This is a genomic window from Rubrivirga sp. SAORIC476 (genome assembly GCF_002283555.1).
Taxonomy (GTDB): Bacteria; Bacteroidota; Rhodothermia; order Rhodothermales; family Rubricoccaceae; genus Rubrivirga.
This window is the reverse complement of the sequence record NZ_MVOI01000003.1, coordinates 856,798-880,850: the sequence shown is the minus strand read 5'-3', so window position 1 is coordinate 880,850 and position 24,053 is coordinate 856,798. Positions and strand designations below refer to the sequence as shown.

The window sequence follows — 24,053 nt, the reverse complement described above, 5'->3', positions numbered from 1 at the left end:
TCGTGTGTGGCGTGTCGCGTTTCGGACGCGGCGCGGCGACGCACCACGCACCACGCACCCCGCGCTGTGCTTCTCTCCCGCTTCGCCCTGCTCCCGCTCGTCCTCGGGGCAGTCCTCGTCGGCGGCCCTGCCTTCGCCCAGGGCACGATCGACCGCAACCACGTGCCGTCCGACGAGCGCGTGGACCTGTTCGAGCGTCGCCAGACCGACCTCGACGGCAACGTCATCCGGACGACGGTCTTCAACTTCGGCCAGACCGGCCGCACCTCGGAGACGCCGGGCGACGGCATCCCGTACGAGTGGCCGCGCAACACGCGCCGCAATTACATCGCCCTGACGGGCCTCTTCGCGGGCGCGGAGGTGACCGGCGACGACGGCGAGCGGGTCTACGTCACCGACGTGCCGAACTACCGGACCAACGAAGCCAACCCGAACCGGGCCTGGACGTGGGCCCCCATCTCGGGCTACGTCAACTCGGCCGATGAGGACCTCGGCGTGGCGCGGAGCGACCGCCCGGAGACGTGGCCCTCCTTCTGGCCCGACAAGCTGGACGACCCCACCGACCCCGGCTGGGCGGGCTCGTGGAGCGGCCTCTTCGGCAAGGACATCTTCAACGCCGACGTGGAGGTGTTCTACAAGATGGGCGACGACCAGTACGACCGGAACAACTACTACCCGGACGAGACGGACCGAACGCGCCGCGGCCTCGGCCTCATCGCCGACACGCGCGTGCTCGCCTGGAGCCAGGTCCTGATCGACGACGTGGCCTTCATCCTCCACAAGATCAAGAACGACGGTACGAAGGACCTCCCGGCCGTCGGCGTGACGCTCTGGCTGGCCGACTTCGTGGGGGGGCAGCAGGACGCCGGCGACGACCAGCCGTTCTTCGACCTCCTCCTCGACACGGCCTTCCTCGTCGACTCCGACGGCCAGTCCTCCGATCCGGCCTTCGCGGGCGTCGAGGTGGGCGGGGCCATCGCGTTCTTCCTGGAGAGCCCCGGCAACGCCACCGACCGCATCGACAACGACGGAGACGGCACGACGGCGCCCGACATCGGCGAACTCAACCAGTATGGCGTCTCGCGCGGCGAGCCCGGCGGGCCCATCATCACGGCCGAGTTGCTCGCAGGGGAGGGCGACGGCGCCCCGCGCCTCCGCTACGACGGCATCGACAACAACCGCAACGGGCTCGTCGACGAGGACTCGTCGCGCGCGGCCTTCGGCACCCAGGTCGGCGTGGGGTTCGCGGACTACATCGACAACGACGGCGATGGCGAGGAAGGCGGACCCTTGGTCACGCAGGCCATGATCGACCTCGCCGCGACCGACATCTACGGCCGCTGGCCCGCCAACCCCGGCCCGAACGAGCCCATCCACCTCGTCGGCGTGGGGATCCTCTACGGCGCCACCGACACCGACGACCTGGGCAAGACCTTCCGCGACGGCATCGACAACGACGGCGACGCGCTGGGCTCGGCACCGCCGGACCTGCTCTGGGAACCCGGTAGCCCGCTCGTGACGCAGGCGATGGTCGCCGCCGCCGCGTCCGACGCGCCCTACTACCGCTACCCGGTGCCCGGCACGTCGATCATCCTGTACGACGTCAAGGCCGAGGACATCGGCAGCCCCTACGCCGACGGCATCGACAACGACGGCGACGGGGCGGTGGACGAGGGCATCGACGAGAACATCGACGAGATGATCGACGAGCGCCGCGACGACGGCATCGACAACGACGGCGACTGGCGCGGTGCGCTGGACGACGTCGGGCTGGACGGCTCACTCGGCACGGGGGATGCGGGCGAGGGCGACGGCCTGCCCACGACCGGCGCGGGCCTCGACCTGCCCGGCGAGCCCAACATCGACGTGACCGATGTCTCGGAGTCCGACCAGATCGGCATCACGAACGTCCAGTTCCGGGCCGCGGGCGCGATCTCGTTCCAGACCGCGACCGACAAGTTCTTCTTCGACGCCTTCCTGATCCCGGGCCAGTTCTCGCTGCTCCAGCCCGGCACGACGCCTGGCAACCGCGACACCGACCTGTTCGTGTCGTCGGGCCTGTTCCCGCTCCGCGCGGGCCAGACCGAGTCCGTCTCGTTCGCCGTCATCCTGGGCGACGTGGACTACACGCGCGCGCCGACCGACGTGACGGGCCGCTACCGCGACCTGCTCACGAAGCGCCAGGACGCGCTCGAAGCCTACGAGGCCGACTACCGCTTCGCCCAGGCGCCCATCTGCCCGACCGTCCGCGCGGTGCCGCGCGACGGCGCGGTGACGCTCTACTGGGACGACGCCGCCGAGAACTCCTTCGACACCTTCATCGCCGACCTCGCGCAGCCGGGCCTCGACCCGCGCGACTTCGAGGGCTACCGCGTCTACCGCGCCACCGACCCGGGCTTCCTCGACGCGCGGACGGTGACCGACGGCTTCGGCAACCTGAGCTTCCTGCGGCCCATCGCGCAGTTCGACAAGATCGACAGCTACGTCGGCTTCCACCCGACGCCGGTCAACGGGACCCAGTTCTACCTCGGCACCAACACGCGCGACCCGGGCGAGGCGGCCAATGGGCTCGCCAACACGTTCGTCGACTCGACGGCCGTCAACGGCGTGACCTACTTCTACGCCGTCACGAGCTACGACTTCGGCGCAGCGAGCATCGACATCTCGCCGTCGGAGTGCCCGATCTCGATCACCATCGGGCCGGACGGCGAAGTGGACCGCCTCGGACGCAACGTGGTCCAGGTGACGCCCTCGCAGGCGGCGGCGGGCTACAGCCAGGAGGCCGTCGAGATCGAGCACACGCGCGGCACCGCGTCTGGGCCGGTCGGTTACAGCATCATCGACCCGACCGCGCTCCAGGACGGGCACCGCTACCGCGTCACGTTCCGCGACACGCTCGTGCTCGGCCAGCTGGGCTCCACGGGCTCGCAGATCACCGAGGACATCGTCACCACGCGCGACGTGTCGCTGGTGGACCTGACCGACGGCGAGGTGCTGTTCGAGAACATCGAGGCGTGGCGCGCCGATGTGCTCTCGCCCATCACGGAGGGCTTCCGGCTGTCCTTCGACCCGGTGCCGTTCGCGACCGTCGTGCCCGAGGCGACCCGCTGGGAGGACGCCGCCGTCCGGCCGCTCCTCGCCGACCGCTTCCGGTACGACCGCAATTTCCCCGGCACGCGCTTCCCGTCGGACTACCGCGTCGTCGTCGGGGCGCCGGGGTCCGGCCGGGGCGAGGAGTTTCAGATCCGCTTCGGCCTGACCCGCACGATTCCGGAGAAGCCGACCAACGTCCGCATCTTCCGCGACGCCGTCGGGCCGGACGGCGAGGTGTCCGAGGTGGAGGTGAAGTATGCCTTCCTCGACGTCGTGGGCGAGGGCGCGGATCGCTACGGCGTCGGCACGGCGGAGACCAACCTCTTCGACGCCGACCCGACCGCGACCGGCGGCCAGGGCGACACCGACGTGCTCATCCTGCTCGAAGACATCGAGGGCGACCGGGTCGACGGCCTCACGCCGACCTGGATCCTGACGCTCAACTTCGGCCCCAACGCCGGGCGCAACCCGCAGCCGGGCGACGTCGGGCGGCTGGTCACGCGCAAGCCCTACACCGCTGCCGACGTGTACGAGTTCACCGTCGTCGGCCCGACGTTCGACGCCGAGGCAGCCCGCGCGGCGCTCGACGACGTGCGCGTGGTGCCGAACCCGTATCGCGGCACCAGCCAGTTCGAGCGCGCCAACCCGTTCCCGACGGGCCGCGGCGACCGGCAGATCCGGTTCGTAGGCCTGCCGCCCCGCGCGACGGTCCGCATCTTCACCCCGAGCGGCCGGCTCGTCCGCACCCTGACGCTGGACGAGGGCTCGAACGAGTCGCTCCCGGCGGGCGCGCTGCTCAACGGCTCGCTGCCGTGGGACCTGCTCAACGAGGACCGCCTGGAGGTCTCGTACGGCGTCTACCTGTACCACGTCGACGCGCCCGGGGTGGGCGAGACGACGGGGACCCTCGCCCTCATCAAGTAGCCCGATGCTCTCTCTCTCTCTCCTGCCTCGGGCGGCGCGCCGGACCGCGCTCGTGCTGGCCCTCGGGCTCAGCGCCGGAGCCGCCTCGGCGCAGTCGGGGACGGCGGCCTCCGAGTTTCTCAACATCCCCGTCGGCGCGCGGGCGACGGCCATGGGCGGGGCCTTCGGGGCGACCGCCTCCGACGGCTCGGCGCTGTACTGGAACCCCGCCGGCCTGGCGGGCCTGAGCGACGCCACGGCGACGTTCGAGTATGCCCAGTGGTATGTCGGCGCGGACGTCAACTTCGTGTCGGTCTCCAGCCCGACGCCGCTCGGCACCGTCGCCCTCGGCGTGACGGCGCTCACCTACGACGACATGGACGTGATCCGGGAAACCGGCAACGCCCAGCAGCCGACCGGCGAGACGTTCTCGGCGGGCTCGTACGCGGTCTCGCTGGCCTACGCGCGCCAGCTTACCGACCGGTTCGCGATGGGCGGCACCGTGAAGGTGGTCCGCGAGCAGATCGCGCAGTCCGGAGCGACGGGCGTGGCCTTCGACATCGGGACGCTGTTCGTGACGCCGTTCCAGGGCGTCCGCCTCGGGGCGAGCATCGCCAACTTCGGCACCAAGATGCAGATCGACGGCGCCGAGCTGAACATCCCCTTCGACCCGCTGCCCGGCCAGAGCGGCAACAACAACACCATCCCGGGCCGCATCGTGACCGACGAGTTCGACCTCCCGATCACGATGCGCGTCGGGCTCGCCACCGAGGTCTACCAGCAGGCCGGGACGCGCGTCACGCTCGCCGTCGACGCGCTCTCGCCGTCGGCCGCCGCGCAGCACGTCAACGCGGGCGCCGAGGTGGGCCTGCTCGGCGACCTCGTCCAGCTCCGCGGCGGCGTCCAGGAGCTGTTCATGGAGGAAAGCACCCGGTCGTTCACGGCCGGGGCGGGCCTCCGCTACGGCTTCGGCCGCCTCGACCTCTCGGCCGACTACGCCTACGAGGCGGCCGAGTACTTCGACGGGGTCCACCGCCTGTCGGTGGGCCTCCGTTTCTGATCCGGGCCCCGGCGGGCCCCTCGACTTCGTTCGATCCGTCCGGGAGCGACGGCGCCTTGCGCCCGACCCCGGCTTCTGGCCTCCGGGCCGTCTTTCTAACCCCCTCAGGACGCACATGCGACCCTTCTCTACTCCCCTCGGGCGCTGGCTCGGCGTGCTCGCCCTCGCGGCGCTGTTCGCCACCCCCGCGCTCGCCCAGCGGACCGTCACGCTCCGCATGAACTCCGCCACCCTGGCGGACACCATCAAGGCCGACACCGACCTCGCCGGCGCGGAGATCCGTGGCCAGGTCACGAGCGGAACCGCGCTCCCCGATGGCAACACCATCGACTGGGGCAGCAACACGACGCTCAACCCGACCAACGACGGCGGCGACTACTGGTCGATCGAGTTCCAGATCCCCGACAACGAGCAGCTGGACTTCAAGTTTTACTTCCAGCAGTCCGAGGACGCGGGCCTCGGTGGCTACGAGGACGGGGGCAACCACGTCATCGCGGCCGGCACCGGTGACGTCGCACTCGACCTCCACTACTTCGAGAAGGGCGACGACAAGGCCTACGACTGGCGCCCGTTCGCCGAGGCGACCAGCGACGAGATCAACGTCTGGTTCCGCGTCTACATGCTCACCGCCGACGCGTTCGCTGAGGGCCGGAGCTACGACCGCGACAACGCGGCCCTGGTCGTCGGCGCGCGTGGCAACTTCGGCACCCTCGGTGGGGTCGACGCCGACGGCCCGATCACGGACTGGGGCAACGGCAGCGACGACGATCAGATCGTCGCGCTGACCCGCGAGAGCGGCGACTCCAACCGCCCGGGCTACGACCTCTACTCGGGCCTCGTGACCTACCCGGCCTCGTCGGCGGGCATGGATGCGCAGTACAAGTTCTACTTCCGCGACGGCGACACGACCGGTGACATCGGCTACGAGCCGGCCGACAACCGCACCTTCACGCTCCCGGCCGCAGGCACCGACACGACCCTCCACTGGGTCTACTACGGCGACTCGCCGGCCGTCGACCCGCCGAACCTCGTCACGCGCGAGATCGCCTTTGGCGTCAACGTCGAGCCCGTCAACGACGTCGGCCTGTTCGCGACCTCCGACGACAAGATCCTGATCCGCGGTACGGTCGTCCCGATGACCGGCTGGAACGACTGCACCGGCGGCGACAACCCGACCGACAACTGCGTCCTCACGCGCGACCCGGGCACGCTCGACTACTTCTCGGCGCAGAATGTCACCGGCGCCCCCGACGACGTCTTCGAGTACAAGTACTTCGTCGACTTCAACGACCCCGACGACAGCCCGCAGTTCGAGGACGAACTGGGCAACGAGATCGTCCTCGGCTGGGAGGAGCCGCTCGACTTCGGCGGCGGCAACCGGCGTTTCCTGTTCACCGGCAACGACGAGGAGGTTGGCCCCGAGTTCTTCAACTCGATCCGCCCCGGCAACGTCATCCCCGAGGGCACCTCGGTGGACGTGACGTTCTCCGTGTTCATGGGCCGCGCGATGAACGCGGACCTGTTCTCGCGCCCGTTCAACCCGGAGACCGACTCGGTCACGGTCCAGTTCGAGGACCCGCTCTGGCTCATCACGCAGGGCTACGAGGCCGTCGACGACCGGATCGCGGTGGTCGACAACAACCGCCTCATCAAGGGCTTCAAGCTGACCGACCCGGACGGTGACATGGTCTACACCGGCACGCTGACCGTCACCGGCCCGACGTACAACGCGATCGCGTACCGCTACGTCTTCGGCGACGACACGAGCCTGTACTCCGAGGGCAGCGGCGGCGAAGGCGCCGAGGGCCGCCGTCGGTACCGCTACGTCACGGACACGTCGACGGGCTCGTTCGACTTCGCGCTCGACGCGTTCCGCCGCAACGGGACCGAGGGCACCGGCGCCGAGGACACGCCGTGGGAGTACAACCCGACGGGCTCGTTCTCGGCCGAGAACAACCCGTTCGAGTTTGCCAACGCCATCCCGGTCGGCGCCGACGACCCGCTGGGCCTCGCCGTCGCCAACGAGGGCTCGGTCGAGACCTCCACGCTGGCCATCGGCCGCGTGCGCCCGAACCCGACCGCGGGCCAGGCGCGCGTGCAGGTGGACGCGCCCGTGGGCTCGTTCGTCACCGTCCGCGTGTTCGACGTGACCGGCCGCATGGTGCGGACGGTGGTCGAGGACGCGCCGGTCGCTGGCCGCATGCTCGACATCGACACGCAGGGCCTCGCGTCGGGCCTCTACCTCGTCCGCGCCGAGGCGGGCGGAGAGTTCGCGACGACGCGCTTCACGGTGGTCCGCTAGACCGACGTGGCGTCCGGGGCACCCTGAGAGGGGCCGCCTCGGGCGTCGGCTCGGGCCTCCCGAGCCTGCGCCGGTCGCCGTAGCAGGCGGCCGGCGTTTTTTCTCCCCGACCGATGCCCATGCCTCGCCTTCTCCCCGTCCTGCTCGCCGTCCTGCTGGCGCCGCTCGCCGTCGCCCAGTCGGTCGACGTGACGTTCCGCTTCGTGCCGGACCTCACCGGCCCGGCCGCCGAGCCCGTCGTCCGCGCCTTCGTGCCGGGCTCGTTCAACGACTGGGGCCCCAACGCCAGCGGCGTCATCGCCGACGGCGCGCCGAGCCAGGCGGCGTACCTGCCGCAGTTCAACGAGTACCGCTATACGACCGCGCTGCAGGCGGGCGGGGGGCCGGTCGCGCCCACCGAGGCGGGCGAGGGCAACGGCTACGCCTACAAGGTGCACTACCACCGCAACAGCACCGGCTCGGAGTACACCTGGCTGACCGACCCGCTCGGCACCGAGACCACCGGCCCCAACTCCGACTCGGTGGTCCGCGTCGAGGACCCGTTCGTGTTCCAGATCGCCCGCGAGCAGGAGGGGGGCGCGATGGTCCAGGCCGTCTCGGCGGGCATCTTCGGCTCCGCCGATGTGACCTCGGTCACGGTCACCGTCAACGAGACGGTCTACACGGAGGGCATCGCGGACACCGGCGACGGCATCTACCGGCTCTCGCTGCCGACGCCCGTGGCGCCCGGCGCGTTCGTCCGCTTCGAGGCGTCCGACGCCGACGGCCGGACCGCCTCGGCGGAGGTGGGCACGCTGCCGCCCGACGTGATCGACGCACCCGTCCCGGAGGGCCTCGCCGATGGCATCACGTACGACCCCGCCGACCCGACGCGCGCCTGGCTCGTGCTCCGCGCGCCCGGCAAGCAGTACGTCTACGCGCTCGGCAGCTTCAATGGCTGGACAGCCGACGAGGGCTCGCTGATGTTCCGCGACGACACCGACCCGCTCGGCACGCGCTGGTGGATCGAGGTCACCGGCCTCGTGCCGGGCACGGAGGCCTCGTTCCAGTACTGGGTGGACGGCTCGATCCGCGTCGCCGACCCGTACACGACGAAGGTGTACTACCCCGGCGAGAGCGGCTACCCGAGCGGCGCCGTCGCCCACGCCGTCGGCGTGCTGACGCCGGGCGCGGTGGCCTTCCCGTGGACCGACGACGCCTGGGAGACGCCTGCCCCGGAGGACCTCGTGGTCTACGAACTGCTGCTGCGCGACTTCCTCGCGACCGACCGCTTCACGGCGCTCACCGACACGCTCGACTACCTGGAGCGACTCGGCGTGACGGCCATCGAGCTGATGCCGGTCTCGGAGTACGACGGCGATGAGTCCTGGGGCTACAACCCGGCCTTCCACCTCGCACTCGACAAGCACTACGGCACGCCCGAGCAGTTCAAGGCCTTCGTCAACGAGGCGCACGCGCGTGGCATCGCGGTCATCCTGGACGTGGTCTACAACCACGCGACCGGCCAGAGCCCGCTGGTCCGCCTCGACAACGTGGGCGACTTCGGGGCGCCGACGGCGACCAACCCGTGGGCCAACACATCCGCGCGGCATCCCTTCAACGTCTTCAACGACCTCAACCACGAGAGCCCGCTGACGCAGCTCTGGCTGGACAAGGCGAATCGCTTCTGGGTGGACGAGTACCACGTCGACGGCTACCGCTTCGACCTCTCGAAGGGCTTCACCCAGACCTGCGGCGGCGGGCCGTGCACGGACTCGAACTTCTCCACGCGCAACCCGGCCCGCATCGCGATCCTGACGCGCATGGCGGACGCGCTCTGGGCCGAGCATCCGGACACGATCGTGATCCTGGAGCACTTCGCCGATGCCAACGAGGAGCGCGAGTTGGCCGCCCACGGCCGCGCGGACGGCTTCCCCGGCATGACGCTCTGGGGCAACATGACCGAGGCGTACGCGGAGGCGGCGATGGGCTATCTCGGCTCCAACTCGGCCTTCACCCGCGCCACCCCGCCTGCGAGCGGGTACCCCATCTGGGGCCAGATCGCGTACATGGAGAGCCACGACGAGCAGTGGCTGATGTACAAGAACCGGACGTTCGGCAACCAGGTCGGCGACTACGACACACGCGACCTCGCGACCGCGCTCGACCGGAAGCGGCTCGCGACGGTCTTCTTCCTGAGCGCGCCGGGCCCGAAGATGCTCTGGCAGTTCGGGGAGGTCGGCTACGGCGGCGGGCCGGGCGAGTGCCTGGAGCCCAACAACGTCTGCCCGACCAACACGCCTGGGCGCGTCGCCAACAAGCCCGTCCGATGGGACTACTGGGCCGACGTGGCGCCGTTCGCCAACGGCACCGTGCTCGCGGTCCCGAAGGCGAGCGCGTACGACCGCGAGCGCCGCCAGCAGCTCTACCGCCTCACGGCCGCGATGCTCGACCTCCGCCAGACCTTCGCCGTCTTCGGGCCCGAGGCGACCTACGCCGCGCGCGTCGGCGGCGTGGCCGACCGCTGGATCAAACTCTCGCTCCCGTCCGCCCCGGCCGACCAGCCGACCGAGGTGGTGGTGGTGGGCAACTTCGGGATGACGGAGACGACCGTCACGCCCACCTTCCCCGCCTCGGGGACGTGGTACGAGCTGTTCACCGACACGGAGCTGAACGTGACCGATCCCGAGATGGGCCTCACGCTCCGGCGTGGCGAGTACCGCATCTACACCGATGTCGACGTGCCGTCGCCCGCAGGCGACCTCGGCGCCGTCGCGGAGGAGGGCAACCCGAGCGACCGGGCCAGGGAGGGGCTCGTCGCGGTCTTCCCGAACCCGTCGGCGGGCCGGGCGACGGTCACGCTGGAGGTGGCCGAGGCGCAGCCGGTCCGCATGGAGCTGCTGGACGCCCTCGGTCGCCGCGTCGCGGTGCTGTCGGACGCGACGCTCGCACCGGGCTCCCACGCCATCGAGGTGGACACGGCCGGGCTGCCCGCGGGCGTCTACGTGGTCCGCTTCGGCGGGCAGGCGCTGCCGCTGACGGTGGTGCGATAGCGCGGCCTCACCTGTCGGTGCGTCTCGCGAGACGCACCGGCTCAGCGCCGAGTCGGTCTCGTACACCACGCGGACGTCCACCTCCACAGGAAATCGGTCCCGAGCGAGTTCTCTCCGCATGACTCCACATCGCCTCGTCCCGGTCGCCGTGCTGGTGGCGCTCCTCGCCGTCGCCACGGCCGCCCAGCCCGCGCCCCCGGCCTGGGCGCAGGACGCGGTCTGGTACCAGATCTTCCCCGAGCGCTTCGCCAACGGCGACCCGGCCAACGACCCGACGCGTGCCTCGCTCGAGAATCCCGACGCCGTCGGTGAGGACTGGGCCGTGACGCCGTGGACGGCCGACTGGTACGCTCGCGCGCCCTGGGAGACCGCTCGCGGTCCGGACTTCTACGACGACGGCGTCTTCGACCGTCGCCTCGGCGGGGACCTGCAGGGGGTGATCGACCGGATTCCGTACCTCGACTCGCTCGGCGTCACGGCGGTCTACTTCAACCCGGTGTTCTGGGCGGCGTCGCTCCACAAGTACGACGCGACGAGCTACCACCACATCGACCCGTTCTTCGGCCCCGATCCCGCCGGAGATGTGGCGATGGTCGCCGACGAGACCGCCGACCCGAACACATGGGTCTGGACGAGTGCCGACCGCCTCTTCCTCGACATGGTCGACGCGTTCCACCAGCGAGGCATCCGGGTGGTCATCGACGGCGTCTTCAACCACACCGGCACGCGCTTCTGGGCGTTCGAGGACGTCCGCGAGCGCCAGCAGGCGAGCCCGGTCGCGGACTGGTACGAGGTCACCGCCTGGGACGACCCGGCCACCGAGGCCGACGAGTTCGACTGGAACGGGTGGTGGGGCTACAAGCCGCTCGCCGTGCTCGCCAACACCGAGGACGGCACCGACCTGCACCCGGGCGTCAAGGCACACGTGGTCGACATCACGCGTCGCTGGATGGACCCGAACGGCGACGGCGACCCGTCGGATGGCGTCGACGGCTGGCGGCTCGACGTGGCGGGCGAGGTGCCGGACGGCTTCTGGCGCGACTGGAACGCCCTCGTCGCCGGCCTCAACCCGGACGCGATCACGGTCGCCGAGGAGTGGGGCGACGCGCGCGACTACCTGGACCGGACCGGCTTCCACTCGACGATGAACTACCACGCGCTCGCGATCCCGCTCGACGCGTTCGCCTTCGACGGCCGCATCGACGCGGCGACCTTCGCCGACGAGGTCACGAGCCGCTTCGACGCCTTCCCGGAGGCCACGCGTCCGGCGCTGATGAACATCCTCGCCGGGCACGACACCGACCGGCTGGCGTCGATGATCGTCAACGGCCGCCTCGGTGGGCACTTCGACCGCCTCGCCGGTCCGCGCGACACGATGGCTTACCTCGTCCGCGCGCCGAGGCGGGAGGAGCGGGACCTCCAGCGGGCCGTCGTCCTGTTACAGATGGCCCTGCCCGGCGCGCCACTCGTCTACTACGGCGACGAGGCGGGCATGTGGGGCGCCGACGACCCCGACGACCGCAAGCCGATGGTCTGGCCCGACCTCGTCTACGCCGACGAGTCGCTCGCGCCGCGTGGCCTGACGCGTGACCCGGACCCGGTCGCCTTCGACCGCGACCTGTTCGCGTTCTACCGCCGTGCCATCGCGCTTCGCCAGTCGGACGCCGTGCTGCGCCGCGGGACCCTGCAGACGCTGGCCGTCGAGGGCCGCGCGGTCGCCTTCGGCCGGACGCTCGACGGCGACCGCCGCGTCGTCGCCTTCAACGCGGGCGACGCGTCGGTCTTCCTGCCCATGCCGGGCGAGGGCGTGCCGGAGCCGCTGGTGCCAGTCTCGGTATCGCGCGACGACGCTGCGCGCGTCGCCATGCTGGTCGCCCAGTTCGACGACGAGGGCGCGACCTACGGCCTCCGCATTCCACCGCGCACGACGGTCGTCTTTCGCCCGGCCGACCCGGCTGACATCCGCCCGCGGGGGCTCGACGAATGAGAGCAGAGACGCCCCCTCGGCGCGGCGGTCGGGACCTCCTGCAGGGGTTCGCGGTGTGGACCCTGCTCCTCACCCTGGTCCCCTCTGCGTCCGCCCAGCCGGTCATCGAGGTGACCGAGGTGCCGACCGCCTCGGTCGCCCCAACTCTCGCGGGCCTGGACCCGGCGTCGGCCGCAGGCGCCGCCTTCGCGGCAGGGTGGGAGGGCTACACCGACCTCCGGCTGACGGACGCGATCGCATACTGGCAGGAGGCCGTCGCTCAGGCGGACGACCCCCAGGCCTCGCGGGACCTCCGGGCGTGGTTGGCCGAGGCCACGCGCCGCGTCGCCCAGCAGAACCGGGACTCGGTGTTGCAGGCCGTCGCCGTCGCTCACGCGCGGAGAGTGCTCGCGGAGGACGCCTGCCACAGCCACGCCCACCTCGCGCTCGCCGACGCCCTCAACCCCCAGTTTTTCATCTCCTCGCTCGCCTCGGCCGACTCGGCGTGGCACCACATCCAGCGCGCCGTGGGCTGCGACCCCGACGACGGCAACGCCTGGGTGTCGACCTGGGTCGAGGCCGTCCGGCGAGGGGACACCGCACGAGCAGACCGCGCGCTCGACGAACTGGCCCGAGTCGGCTTCTGGACGCCGCCCGCCATGGCGTTCGCGCGGTGGACACTCCTGAACGTCCCCGAGGGCGCCGTCCTCCTCACCAACGGCGACGCCGACACGGTGCCGATGCGGATCGCGCAGGCGGTCGAGGGGCTTCGGCCTGACGTGGCGGTGGTCAACGTGCCGCTGCTGGACGTGCCCGAGGTCGCCCGCCACGTCGCCGCGACGGAGGGCCTGCCGCTGCCGGACACTGTAGAGGCGTTCCTGGCACGGTACGACGCGCGCGGAAGCAGCGACTCGCCCGACGGGCGGCTCTACACGCTCCGCGACGCCGTGCTCGACCGCTGGCTCGCGGCCTCTGCCGACGGCTCGCTCGGGCGTCCCCTGGTCGCGGCGCTGACGCTCGACCCCGGCCTGCTCGGCTTCAAGACCGGACTCGTGGACGCCGGCGCCGTCCTCGTTCCGTCGTCGGAGCCGGGCTTCGATGCCGACGCCGCCCGGGCAGCGTTCGTCGGACTCGATGGCGTGGCGTTCCAGGGGGCGCTCGTTCACCCGAGCGACCGGAGCCCAGTGCGCCGCGCGTTCCCCTTCGACCCCGGCTCGATCGTGCTCTTCCAGATGCTCCAGACGGCCGTGACCTTCGCCCAGGCCCTCCAGCCCGCCGATGCCGAGGCGGTCCTCGCCGACGCGATCGTCTTTGCCGCCGCCGCCGGCCGACCCGACGACCCGCTCATCGCCACCGCCCGCGAGTGGCTCGACGCGGATTGGGGAGGGGAGCCGTGAGGGGGCAGGGTGAGGGCCGCACCATCTGCCGTTCGTGTCGCCGTACCCTTCGGGCCTGAGCATCTTCGCCTCACGCCACACCGTCCACCGTCTCGTCTTCCCCCCATGCGTGCTCTCCTGTTCGCCCTCGTCCTGACGCTCGGTGTCGGCGGCTGCACCGCGCCGACGGGCCCGCCGCCCGAGGGCGAGCCGGTGGTCGTGCGGATCTGGCACCAGAAGGACGCTGCCGAGCGGACGTTCCTGGAGGAGTGGGCCGCGGCATACAACGCGCGCCAGGACAGCGTCCAGCTGGACGTGCTCTACAAGGAGACCGAGGAACTGCGCAACCACTACGTGTTCGCCGCCATCGGCGGGAAGGGGCCGGACCTCATCTTCGGACCCGCCGACAACATGGGCACGCTCGGCATCACCGACACCATCCGCCCGCTGGACGACCTCGTGGACCCGGCCTTCCTGGCGGGCTTCACCGACGACGGACGGGTGATGTACGACGGCAAGATCTACGGCCTGGCCGACCAGATCGGCAACCACCTCACGCTCGTCTCCAACCCGGAGTTGCTGCCCGAGCCGCCCGAGACGCTCGCCGACCTCGCCCGCCTCGGCAGCACGCTCACCCGGGACACCGACGGCGACGGCGAGCCTGACCAGTACGCGCTCGTCTGGAACTACACCGAGCCCTTCTTCTTCATCCCCTTCCTGACATCCTTCGGCGGCTGGGTGATGGACGACGCGGGCAACCCGACGCTCGACACGCCGGAGACGGTCGCGGCCATCCAGTACGTCCTCGACCTCCGCGACGAGTACGGCGTCATCCCGCGCGAGGCCGACTACGAGACCTCGAAGGCGCTCTTCCGCGACGACTACGCCGCGGCCACCATCGACGGCCCGTGGTCGTGGGGCGGCTACCAGGAGGCGGGCGTCGACGTGCGCCTGTCGCTGCTGCCGATCAACGAGGAGACGGGCCTCTACGCCCAGCCCATGGCCGCCGCCAAGGCCTACTCGCTCAACCCGGCCGTGCCGGACTGGAAGCTGCCCACCGTCCTCGGCATCCTGCGCCTGCTCACCGACGACGCCATCCAGGCCGACATGGCCCGCGAACTGGCCACCATTCCGGTCCGCACCGCCGTCCGCGCCTCCGACGTAATGACCTCCAGCGCGACGCTCCTCGGCAGCCTCGCCCAGATCGAGCACTCCCGCCCCATGCCGACGGCCCCGCAGATGCGCCAGATCTGGGACGCCATGCGCGGCCCCTACCAGCTCGTGATGAACGGCCAGGTCTCCGCCGCCGAGGGGGCCCGCCTCATGCAACAGCAGGCCGAAAAGCGCATCGCCGACACGTTCCTGAACTGAGAGGGATGGAGGGACGGGCTTTCTCCCGCATCCCTCTTCCCTCCTGCATCTCCCATCCCTCCCCCATGCTGAACGCCCCGACTGACGCGATGGCCGTGGAGGCCTCGACGCTGGCGACTCCGTCCACGCCGCCGCCGAGGCGGTCCGAGGCGTGGAGCCGCCGGTGGTTCCTGGCCGCGCTCCTCGGCCCGACGGGCCTCGTGGTGCTGGCCGTGGTCGCCTTCCCGTTCGTGTACAACGTGGCGATCTCGTTCAGCAACATGAACATCTACACGCTGCGCGACTGGGAGCTGATCGGGCTCGACCAGTACGTGGCCGTGTTCGCCGAGCCCGCGTTCTGGGGCGTCTTCCTGAAGACGATCATCTGGACGCTCGTGAACGTCGTGTTCCACGTCGGCCTGGGCGTCTTCCTGGCGGTCATCCTGCACCAGTCGTTCATCAAGGGCAAGAGCGCGTGGCGAGTGCTCCTGATCCTGCCGTGGGCCGTGCCCCAGTACATCACGGCGCTGACGTGGCGGGGGATGTTTAACTACGAGTTCGGCGCGGTCAACCTGCTCGTCGAGTCGTTCGGCGGCGGCGCGGTGTCGTGGCTGAGCGACCCGCTGACGGCGTTCATCGCGGCCATCCTGACCAACATCTGGCTGGGCTTCCCCTTCATGATGGTGATCGCGCTCGGCGGCCTCCAGTCGATCCCCGGCGAGCTCTACGAGGCGGCCGAGGTGGACGGGGCGAGCGCGTGGCGCCAGTTCTGGTCCATCACGGCCCCGCTGCTGAAGCCGGTCATGCTGCCGGCCATCACGCTGGGCACCATCTGGACCTTCAACAACATCAACGTCGTCTGGCTGGTGTCGAACGGCGGCGAGCCGAACGACCAGACCCACATCCTGGTGAGCTACGTCTACGAGGCGGCGTTCTCGATGTACCGCTTCGGCTGGGCGGCGGCGCTGTCGATGGTCATCTTCGCGGTCTTGTTCGTGTTCACGCAGGTCTTCCTGAACCGCACGCAGGCCACGGAGTCGATGTACTAGCCCCGCCCGCCTCGGTCTGTCCGCGACGGCACCGAGGCCGGGAGTCTCTACCGCGTCTGCGGTCTCCCGAGCCGACCCTCCGACCACCCGTCATTCCCGCGAACGCGGGAATCCATACGCGCCCGTTCTGTGCCTCGTCCCGGCTACGTCTCCTTCCTCGCCTGTCGATCCGACAGCCCGCTCCGCCTCGGCGCGCTGGTGGCCATGCTCGCGATCCTCCTCAGCGCGTGCGGGCCCGAGGCGGGCGAGAGCATCCTGGCGGGCGAGGGCCCCGAGTCGATGGTCGCCCTCGCCGTCGAGGCCGAGGCCCAGCCCGACGACTCCCTGGGCGCCGTCCGCTCCACGTTCCAGACCGACGCCGCGGGGGCCGTCTGGTACGACGCCCTCGCCGCGCCCGGCCGCGACCCGGCGATGGGCCTCACCGCGGGCGGGCGGACCCCCCTCCACAGCTGGCGCTGGTGGTCCGACGCCGACTCGGTCGCCCTTGGCCCCGCCGACCGCATCAAGGGCATCGCCCGGCCCGATGTCGCCATCCGGTCGTACCTGGAGCGCGACACGACGGGCTTCATAGGGCGCGTGATCGCGCAACTCCAGGGCGACCGCCCGGCCCGCCTCAGCGAGCGCGTGACACTCCTCGACGGCACCGGCGACGGCCAGGCCGCCCTCCTAATTGAAGTCGCCGACTCGGTCGGCGTGGTCGGCTTCCGGCCGGTCCGCAGCGAGCGCGGCGCGGCGGGCGACTACCGCATCCGCGACGTGGGCGGCACGCTCGTGTTCGCCGCCGCCGCGGACCTCCCCACCGACAGCACCGTCGTCCCGGCCGGCCCGCTCTGGACGGCCGTGGCCACCGACGGCGGGAGCGTCCGCTCCACGAGCGCCGCCGCCGACGCGCCTGAAGGCGGGCGCAAGCAGGCGTTCCGGCTGGGCGAGGTGACGCTCCAGACGCCCGGCGCGCTGGCCGTCGGCACCGGCGCCACGGCCGAGGCCGCCGTGGCAGCCGCGCGGGCCGCCCTCGCCAACGGCACCGCCCGCCGCGAGGCCCGCAGCGAACGCCTCGCCGCCATCGTGGACGACATCGGGTTCGACACCCAGGACGAGACCACCGACATGGCGGTCCGTTGGGCCGTGCTCACCCTCGACGCGCTGACCGTCCGCGACTCGTCGCGCGTGTCCATCCTGCCCGGCCTGCCCGGCGCCGAGCCCGCCTCGTTCCCCTCCGCCGCGTGGACGCTCGGCGCCTTCCTCGACACCGGCCGCTGGGAGACCGCCCGCGCGCTGCTCACCACGATGGGCCAGGCGCAGCGCTTCGACCGCCGCCAGGACCTGCTCGGCCGCGCCCCCGACCTCGTCCGCCTCGGGCCCGACCAGGACGACGTGTTCGCCACGGCCGACGGCACGCCCCTCTTCCTCGCCGCCGCGGGCGACTACGTCCGCACGACGGGCGACCGCGGCCTCGTGACCGGCGGGCCGGACTTCTGGTTCAAGACCGTCTTCGCCCTGCGCGGCATCTACGAGCCCGACTCGCGCAACGGCAACGCCACCGACTCCACCTCGGGCTTCCTGCTCGCCCGCGACCGACGCGGCACGTGGCTCGAAGGCGACCCCGAGGCGGGCGCGCTCCGGCGCCGCGGCGCCATCGCCGAGGGCCAGGGGGCGCTCTACCGCGCCCTCGGCACTGCCACCCAGTTCGCGCGCATCATGGGCGTCTCGCAGCGCTCCTCGGCCACATGGTACGCCGACACAGCGGCCGTCCTCCTGCGCGACATCCCGGCCCGGTTCGTCCGCGACGGCGTCTTCGCCGACCGCGTCGACGCCTCGGGCCCGGCCAGCGACATTCGCCCGGACGGGCTGCTGGCGCTCGCCCAACTCGACGGCGTGCCCGACCGCGCGGCGCTGGCCCGCGCCCTGGCCGAGCGCCTCGTGTTCCCCTACGGCGTCGCGTCGCTGGCGCAGACCGACTCCCTGTTCCACCCGTACCTGGAGGCGCCGGGCCTCTACACGCCCTCGTCCGCCCGCACCAACGGCGCCGTGTGGACGTGGCTCGCCGGGCCGGTCGCGACGATGATGGCGGAGACGGGCGGCGCCACGTTCGCCGCGCAGCTGATCCGGTCGCAGGCCGAGCTGCTGCTCGACGCCGGCACGGTCGGCGCGATCCCTGAACTCGTCGCCGGGCACCCCCGCTCGGCCGAGGCCGCGCCCGAGGTCGGCGGGGCGCCCGTGCAGCCGTGGAGCCTCGCCACCTTCCTGGAGGCGACCCTGGAGGGCCTCGTCGGCGTCTCCTACCCGAGCGCCGACACGCTCGTGATCGCGCCGCGCCTGCCGGAGACCTGGGGCGAGACCGCCGTCCGCTTCCGCCTCGGCGGCGGGACGGTCGGCCTGCGCCTGACCCAGGACGCCGACGGCGTGCAGGCGGCCGTCGAGCCGGGCGGCGCGCTCCCCGAGGGCGCCACGCTCGTCCTCGACGGCGGCGGACGCCGCGTGGCGGTCGCGCTCGCCGAAGCCCGCGGCGACACCGCCGTGGTCGCCCGCGACGCGTTCGAGGTGGAAGTGTCCGGCAGCGGCGCGACCGTCGATGGCGAGGAGGTCGTGTCGGCGCCGTCCGCCCCGCCGGGCAACGCCTGGGACGGGTTCGCCTTCGCCGAGCCGGTTCTCCGCGACGAGTACCCCGTCATGCGCGCCGTCGCCAACCAGCGCTCCCTCGGCGACGCCCAGATCCTGCGCGACAACCCGTCGGCCTCGGTCAGCCTCACCCAGACCGACCCCCAGGGCGACGACCGCGGCGGGACCACCACGTTCACCTACCCGCAGGGCGTCACGCCGGGCGCGCTCGATGGCACCTACCTGGAGATCGCCTACGACGACTCCACGACCTACGTCCGCGCCGAGTTCGCCGACCTCGGGCCCGGCGGGCAGACCATCGTCGCGTTCGCCATCGACTCCGAGGACGGCGGCGCCCAAACCGTCGGCCGCGGGGCGGACTACGACTTCCCCGACGACGGCGGCTACGAGGTCGTCGTGTTCGTCGGCGACGGGCTCGTGGTCGAGGACGCGTCCGGCCGCGAGATCGGCCGGCTGTCCGGGCAGACCGTGTTCGACCCCTCGACGGGCTCGCTCCAGTTCGCCCTGCCCACCTTCATCGTGCCGTCGCTCGGGCGCTCCCGCGTGACCATGCTCGTCGGTGCCCTCGCGCCCGACGGCGGCGTCGGCACGTTCCGGCGCGTCGAGCGCGACGCCACCGAGGAGGTCGGCGGCGGGCGCGTCGACCGGCGCTCGCCCAACGTCTACGACGTCATCGTGGGGACGACGCGATGACTGCCGCCCGCTGACCGCCATGAAGCTCCTCTCCCGCCTCGGCGCGTACGGCGTGCTCGCGCTGTTCGTCTTCATCGCGGTCTACCCGATCTCGCGCATCCTGACGATCTCGCTGCGACCGGGCGACCAGCTGCTGTCGCGCTCGCTGGCGCTCATCCCCGACGGCGCGACGCTCGACAACTACCGCATGCTCCTCACCGAGACGCCGTTCCTGCGGTGGCTCGGCAACAGCCTGCTCGTCGCCCTCGTCGTCACCATCACCGGCGTCGCGCTGGCGAGCACGGCGGGCTACGCGCTGTCGCGGCACCGCTTCAAAGGGCGAAAGGCTGCGCTGAGCGGCATCCTGGTCACCCAGATGTTCCCCGCCACGATGCTGCTGCTGCCGCTCTACATCGTGCTGATCAACCTGGGCCTGATCAACTCCTACATCGGCATCGTCATCATCTACTCGGCGACGGCGCTGCCCTTCTGCGTCTGGCAGATGAAGGGCTACTACGACACCATCCCGGCGAGCCTGGAGGAGGCCGCGCGCATCGACGGCGCGACCCCGTGGCAGGCCTTCTACAAGGTGATCCTGCCGCTGGCCGCGCCCGCGCTCGTCATCACGGCCCTGTTCTCGTTCATGAGTGCCTGGAACGAGTACGTCGTCGCGGCGGTGGTCCTGCAGGACACCGAGCTGTTCACGCTGCCGGTCGGGCTGAAAGGCTTCCAGGCCTCCATGTCGACCCAGTGGGGCCTCTACGCCGCGGGCAGCCTGCTCGTCTCGATTCCCGTGATCGCGCTCTTCCTGGTCCTGAGCCGGTACCTCATCTCCGGCCTCACCCTCGGCGCCGTCAAGGGCTGACCCCGCCCGCCTCGGCCCCGAGGCGGGGAGGGGAGGCCTCCGACAGCGCCTGCCGCGCCGCCGCCCGCCCGGTCGCGAGGCAGCCGGTGATGAGCCAGCCGCCCGTCGGCGCCTCCCAGTCGAGCATCTCGCCCGCGGCGTAGACCCCGGCGTGCCCCGCCAGCCGGAACCCGTCCAGCGCGTCGAACCGGAGGCCGCCCGCCGTCGAGATCGCCTCGTCCATCGGCAGCACGCCCGCGTGGCGCACCGGGAGCGCCTTGATCGTGCGCGCCAGGTCCGCGCCTAACGGACGGCCGAACTCGTGAAACAACGCCGCCCGCGCGCCGTCGAGGCGGAGCGCCTTCCGCAGACGGGTCGCGAGGCTCGCCTTCGCACTCTGCTGCGCCAGCCGCTCGGCGACGACGGCGTGCGACAGGTCCGGGAGCAGGTCCACCGTCAGCGCCGCCCCGTCGCGGACGGCCGCGCTGACGCTGTAGACGCCCCCGCCTTCCAGCCCGCGGGTCGTGACCACCGCCTCGCCCCGGCTCGTCACGTCGCCCGCGTGGAACGCGACCCCCTTGAGCGGCTCGCCGTGCCACCGCGCCATGTGCGCCGACCAGTCCACCCGCAGCCCGACGTTGGCCGCCCGGAACGGCGCCACCGACCCCGGCATCTGCGCCGCCCACGCGCCGTCACTCCCCAGCCGACGCCAGCTCGCCCCGCCCATCGCCAGCACGGTGATCTCCGCGTCGACCTCCTGCGGACCCTCGGGCGTGTCGAACACCGCCCGCCCGTCGCGCCAGCCCGCCCACCGCCACCGCGTCCGCAACGCCACCCCGCGCCCGTCCAGCCGCCCCAGCCACGCGCGCAGCAGCGGCGACGCCTTCATCGCGACCGGGAACACCCGACCCGTCGAGCCGACGAACACCTCCTGGCCCAGCCCCTCGGCCCACCGCATCACCTCCTGCGGACCGAACGCCGCGACCGCCCGCGCGAAGGCCGACGACACCTCCCCGTACGCCCCCTCGAAGCCGTCGTCCACCTTCGTCAGGTTCAGGCCCGACTTGCCCGCCATCAGGAATTTGCGAGCGGGCGTCGGCATCTGGTCCGCCACGACGACCGACACGCCTGCCCCCGACAGCACCTCGGCCGCCATCAGCCCCGCAGGCCCCGCCCCGATGACGAGCGCCCGGACGGTCTCCGCGCGTCCCCCTCGACCGGTTGGCTCAGACACGCTCACGCCTCGACCAGCCTGCGAGCTGGCTCCGGGACCCCGTATGACGGGAGCCCGACGCCGGGCGCCGTGATAGCAGTCCCGGCGGGGACGGACAGAAGGCGGATTGGGAGCGGCATCGGGAGGAATGGAGGCCCGACAGGGTACGGCTTCGCCGCGCTCAGGACGCCGGGCCGGTCAGTCGGACAGGGCACGCACCGCCCACGGCCCCTGACGCTGCCTGCCTCGGGGCCGAGGCGGGGAGAACCGCGCGTCTCCTCGACACCTGGGCGGACGCGCCGACCGTGTCACCCATCGTCCCGGCTCCTATATGGCAGCGAGGTGGGCCCTGTAGTCATTGATCGCTCGGCACACTCGTTCGAGATTCGCGCTCACCTGCGTATGCGGCACTCGGACACGATCCGTCGCTGTGCGAACGACCAGGTACTGGACGCGCTCGTCCCACTCCACCTCCACGGTGTCAATGTCCTGCCAGGGTATGAGATCGATCGGATCACGGCTTGGCGATACGGCGAGACCCCCAGGCGATAGCTCGATCGCTGGAGGTTGGGTCCGCACTCTCCGGTATGAGAGCCGGACCATGTAAGCCGTGAGGCCGAGTACCATGAACCCGAGTACGAACGCCACCTCCCGGGTATGGATGCCACGGCCGACGCCCGAAGGCTCGCTCACGAACGCCGACGGGCTCAACACCATCGCGAGCCCGAGCCCGAGCCCGATTGCACTCAGTAGCACCAGGGCAACGATGCTCGCGCGCGAGTCGCGGAAGGAGACCGTCTCTTGCACGGCTAGGAAGAGGGAGCGGAAGCCAGCGAACAGTTTGCGGCTCAGCCGCGCGGGGCTGACGCCGTGAGGTTCATACAAGGCAATGTAGACGCCGACGCCCGCACGAATCGAGAACGCTGGAGCCCCGCGTCGGTCTGCAGTCGCGGGCTATGTGGATCTGACTGGCGGTGTGGGGACGAAAAGCTGGCGGTGCGCTTCGATCCGATCTGCAAGTTCCTCAATCAGCTTCCCAATCATCGAAATGAGCCTCCTGAGTTCTTGCTCATCGAAATCCCGAATCGGAGGACCCGTGACTACGGTTGCGCGCCCCGCGAAAATGTCAACCTCAGCTTCCCAGACGTCCGCATCTGAGTGCGCGACGGCTCGCTTCCTACGTGCCAGCAACTCGTAATGGAGAGCCAGGTCGTCGGAGTCATAGAGCGGTTTCCAGATCCTCTCGGGGAGGACTGGCTTGGCGGCCTTGGCCCCCTTGCTGCTCAGGAAGGGGCGAGAGTATGCGACGATAGCGCTTTGAGACAGACCACGGAGGATGATATGGTCTTCCCCATTGAGGAAACCATCGTCGTTCCAGTCAACCAGCGGATCGCACAGCTGCCTCGACAATAGCAGGTCAGCGAAACTCAGAGCTTCGTACAGATCCTCGTCAGAGATCACCAGGCGCCGGAAGAGCCTCTGCGCGTCCTCTCTTCGGGCTTGGCTCATCGGTGGGGATCCATATAACAGATGGCGGCTCAGCCGCCCAGGGCAACGACCGCAAGCGTCGAACGAAGCGAAGGTAGCGCTGGCGCTAGAACGAGCCGAGGACACTGGAGCCCTGGGTCGGCCTGCAGCCGCGGGTTAGCTAGCCGCTGGCACCGACTCCGGCAATAATCTCTCTGAGTCGTTCAAGCGGCATAGCTGGGCGAGTACGGTGAACCATCCTGTGACAATTGGAGCAGAGCACAGTCACTTCGTCCAGCGAGGTACTGGAAGACTTGCCCTCATCCTCCCGCTCAGAGAGAGGATTCAAATGGTGACACTCGATGTAGTTGCCTCCTAGCTCGCCATACTTATCACGGAACCGGAAATTGCAGGCTTGGCATACGTACTTGTAACGCTCCTTGGCGGCTTGGACAAGTTGAGGGTTCCGCTTGAAGTAGCTCCTCTCGCGCACGAGCCGCTGCCCCTCTTCGAACTCTATGTTGGGTGTGACCTCTGCGACTGAACCTGAGGCCGCTCCAGTTGGGTATTTGAGCGTGTTGCCAGCAAGTCTCTCGACGTAGGATTCCGCACCACCGTGTTTGCGGAGACGGTCCTGCCGGACCCGGTAGACGTTCCCGCTCGGCCGAAAGTTGGGAGCGTAGTCCACGTCTTTCTTGAACTGCGTCCAAGTCAACTCGATCGGTTCTGTCTTGCAGAAGAACACGTATGGGAAGCGGTCGCTACCCCAAAGTGCAGTAGATAAGCTGGGCATCGGTTCCTTCCAGAACGCTTGGACCGGACACATTGCTGGCATATCGCCGTCGCCGCCAGTCGTGCGAATCAGCACCATAACGTCTCCGACTTGGAGGTGCTCGATTGCGCTCTTCGCTCCGGCTGGCACTCCCCAGCAGTTGAACGTCCCTGAGGGAAACAAGGACAGGAGAGTGTCTACCATCTCTGCCCTCAAGTGAGATGGGGCAGAGCGCTCTACTAGCTCTACCGCCACGTCTCCGAAGACAGTCTTTGGGAAGTCTCGCTCTGCACCTTTCAGTCCAACATCATGAAAAAATAGTTGCATACTGTTAC

14 protein-coding genes are annotated in these 24,053 nt (G+C 70.6%); 10 read left to right on the top strand and 4 right to left on the bottom strand.

The genetic code is table 11. From position 1 onward, the window contains the following. Positions 1-66: 66 nt before the first annotated feature. The 10 genes from B1759_RS05580 (at position 67) to B1759_RS05535 (ending at position 20,287) form a co-directional block, all read left to right on the top strand. Complete coding sequence (locus tag B1759_RS05580) at positions 67-4,017, top strand: hypothetical protein (protein WP_095514041.1); 3,951 nt, start codon at positions 67-69, stop codon at positions 4,015-4,017. 4 nt (positions 4,018-4,021) lie between these two features. Continuing rightward, a complete protein-coding gene (locus B1759_RS05575) occupies positions 4,022-5,056 on the top strand; it encodes a PorV/PorQ family protein (protein WP_095514040.1) in 1,035 nt (344 codons plus the stop codon). Positions 5,057-5,171: 115 nt separating this feature from the next. After that, the gene (locus tag B1759_RS05570) at positions 5,172-7,358 is read left to right on the top strand and encodes a T9SS type A sorting domain-containing protein (protein WP_095514039.1); all 2,187 of its coding nucleotides are present in this window, start codon (positions 5,172-5,174) and stop codon (positions 7,356-7,358) included. 119 nt (positions 7,359-7,477) lie between these two features. Beyond that, positions 7,478-10,390 (top strand): alpha-amylase family glycosyl hydrolase, encoded by a 2,913-nt coding sequence (locus B1759_RS05565; RefSeq protein ID WP_095514038.1) that lies wholly within the window; start codon positions 7,478-7,480, stop codon positions 10,388-10,390. A gap of 118 nt (positions 10,391-10,508) precedes the next feature. Then, positions 10,509-12,377: a glycoside hydrolase family 13 protein gene (locus B1759_RS05560; RefSeq protein ID WP_095514037.1), complete on the top strand. Its 1,869-nt coding sequence runs from the start codon at positions 10,509-10,511 to the stop codon at positions 12,375-12,377. A gap of 53 nt (positions 12,378-12,430) precedes the next feature. Beyond that, positions 12,431-13,753: a hypothetical protein gene (locus tag B1759_RS05555; protein ID WP_095514036.1), complete on the top strand. Its 1,323-nt coding sequence runs from the start codon at positions 12,431-12,433 to the stop codon at positions 13,751-13,753. Between the two features lie 105 nt (positions 13,754-13,858). Beyond that, the gene (locus B1759_RS05550; protein ID WP_095514035.1) at positions 13,859-15,103 is read left to right on the top strand and encodes an extracellular solute-binding protein; all 1,245 of its coding nucleotides are present in this window, start codon (positions 13,859-13,861) and stop codon (positions 15,101-15,103) included. 65 nt (positions 15,104-15,168) lie between these two features. Then, positions 15,169-16,131 carry a carbohydrate ABC transporter permease gene (locus tag B1759_RS05545; protein ID WP_198948761.1) on the top strand — a complete coding sequence of 321 codons (963 nt, stop codon included), beginning with the start codon at positions 15,169-15,171 and terminating at the stop codon, positions 16,129-16,131. A gap of 204 nt (positions 16,132-16,335) precedes the next feature. Then, positions 16,336-19,443, top strand: coding sequence for an amylo-alpha-1,6-glucosidase (locus B1759_RS05540; protein ID WP_143537275.1), 3,108 nt, complete (start codon positions 16,336-16,338; stop codon positions 19,441-19,443). A 19-nt stretch (positions 19,444-19,462) separates the two neighbouring features. Further along, complete coding sequence (locus B1759_RS05535; RefSeq protein ID WP_095514032.1) at positions 19,463-20,287, top strand: sugar ABC transporter permease; 825 nt, start codon at positions 19,463-19,465, stop codon at positions 20,285-20,287. Here the strand turns inward: B1759_RS05535 and B1759_RS05530 are convergent. The 4 genes from B1759_RS05530 to B1759_RS05515 form a co-directional block, all read right to left on the bottom strand. Further along, on the bottom strand, positions 20,277-21,500 hold the full coding sequence (locus B1759_RS05530) for a TIGR03862 family flavoprotein (RefSeq protein WP_198948760.1): 1,224 nt from the start codon (positions 21,498-21,500) through the stop codon (positions 20,277-20,279). The two genes, B1759_RS05535 and B1759_RS05530, sit on opposite strands and share 11 nt — an antisense overlap. Before the next feature lie 306 nt (positions 21,501-21,806). After that, positions 21,807-22,286, bottom strand: coding sequence for a hypothetical protein (locus B1759_RS05525; RefSeq protein WP_143537274.1), 480 nt, complete (start codon positions 22,284-22,286; stop codon positions 21,807-21,809). A 147-nt stretch (positions 22,287-22,433) separates the two neighbouring features. Continuing rightward, the gene (locus tag B1759_RS05520; RefSeq protein ID WP_095514029.1) at positions 22,434-22,988 is read right to left on the bottom strand and encodes a hypothetical protein; all 555 of its coding nucleotides are present in this window, start codon (positions 22,986-22,988) and stop codon (positions 22,434-22,436) included. A 139-nt stretch (positions 22,989-23,127) separates the two neighbouring features. Then, positions 23,128-24,053 (bottom strand): HNH endonuclease (locus tag B1759_RS05515; RefSeq protein WP_198948759.1); only part of this gene is annotated, 926 nt, incomplete at its 5' end.

What these genes read in the sequence shown, in the direction of transcription:
- B1759_RS05575 (WP_095514040.1), top strand. Translation starts at nt 4,022, where the DNA reads ATGCTCTCTCTCTCTCTCCTGCCTCGGGCGGCGCGCCGGACCGCGCTC.
- B1759_RS05570 (WP_095514039.1), top strand. Translation starts at nt 5,172, where the DNA reads ATGCGACCCTTCTCTACTCCCCTCGGGCGCTGGCTCGGCGTGCTCGCC.
- B1759_RS05565 (WP_095514038.1), top strand. Translation starts at nt 7,478, where the DNA reads ATGCCTCGCCTTCTCCCCGTCCTGCTCGCCGTCCTGCTGGCGCCGCTC.
- B1759_RS05560 (WP_095514037.1), top strand. Translation starts at nt 10,509, where the DNA reads ATGACTCCACATCGCCTCGTCCCGGTCGCCGTGCTGGTGGCGCTCCTC.
- B1759_RS05550 (WP_095514035.1), top strand. Translation starts at nt 13,859, where the DNA reads ATGCGTGCTCTCCTGTTCGCCCTCGTCCTGACGCTCGGTGTCGGCGGC.
- B1759_RS05545 (WP_198948761.1), top strand. Translation starts at nt 15,169, where the DNA reads ATGCTGAACGCCCCGACTGACGCGATGGCCGTGGAGGCCTCGACGCTG.
- B1759_RS05540 (WP_143537275.1), top strand. Translation starts at nt 16,336, where the DNA reads ATGCTCGCGATCCTCCTCAGCGCGTGCGGGCCCGAGGCGGGCGAGAGC.
- B1759_RS05535 (WP_095514032.1), top strand. Translation starts at nt 19,463, where the DNA reads ATGAAGCTCCTCTCCCGCCTCGGCGCGTACGGCGTGCTCGCGCTGTTC.
- B1759_RS05520 (WP_095514029.1), bottom strand. Translation starts at nt 22,988, where the DNA reads ATGAGCCAAGCCCGAAGAGAGGACGCGCAGAGGCTCTTCCGGCGCCTG.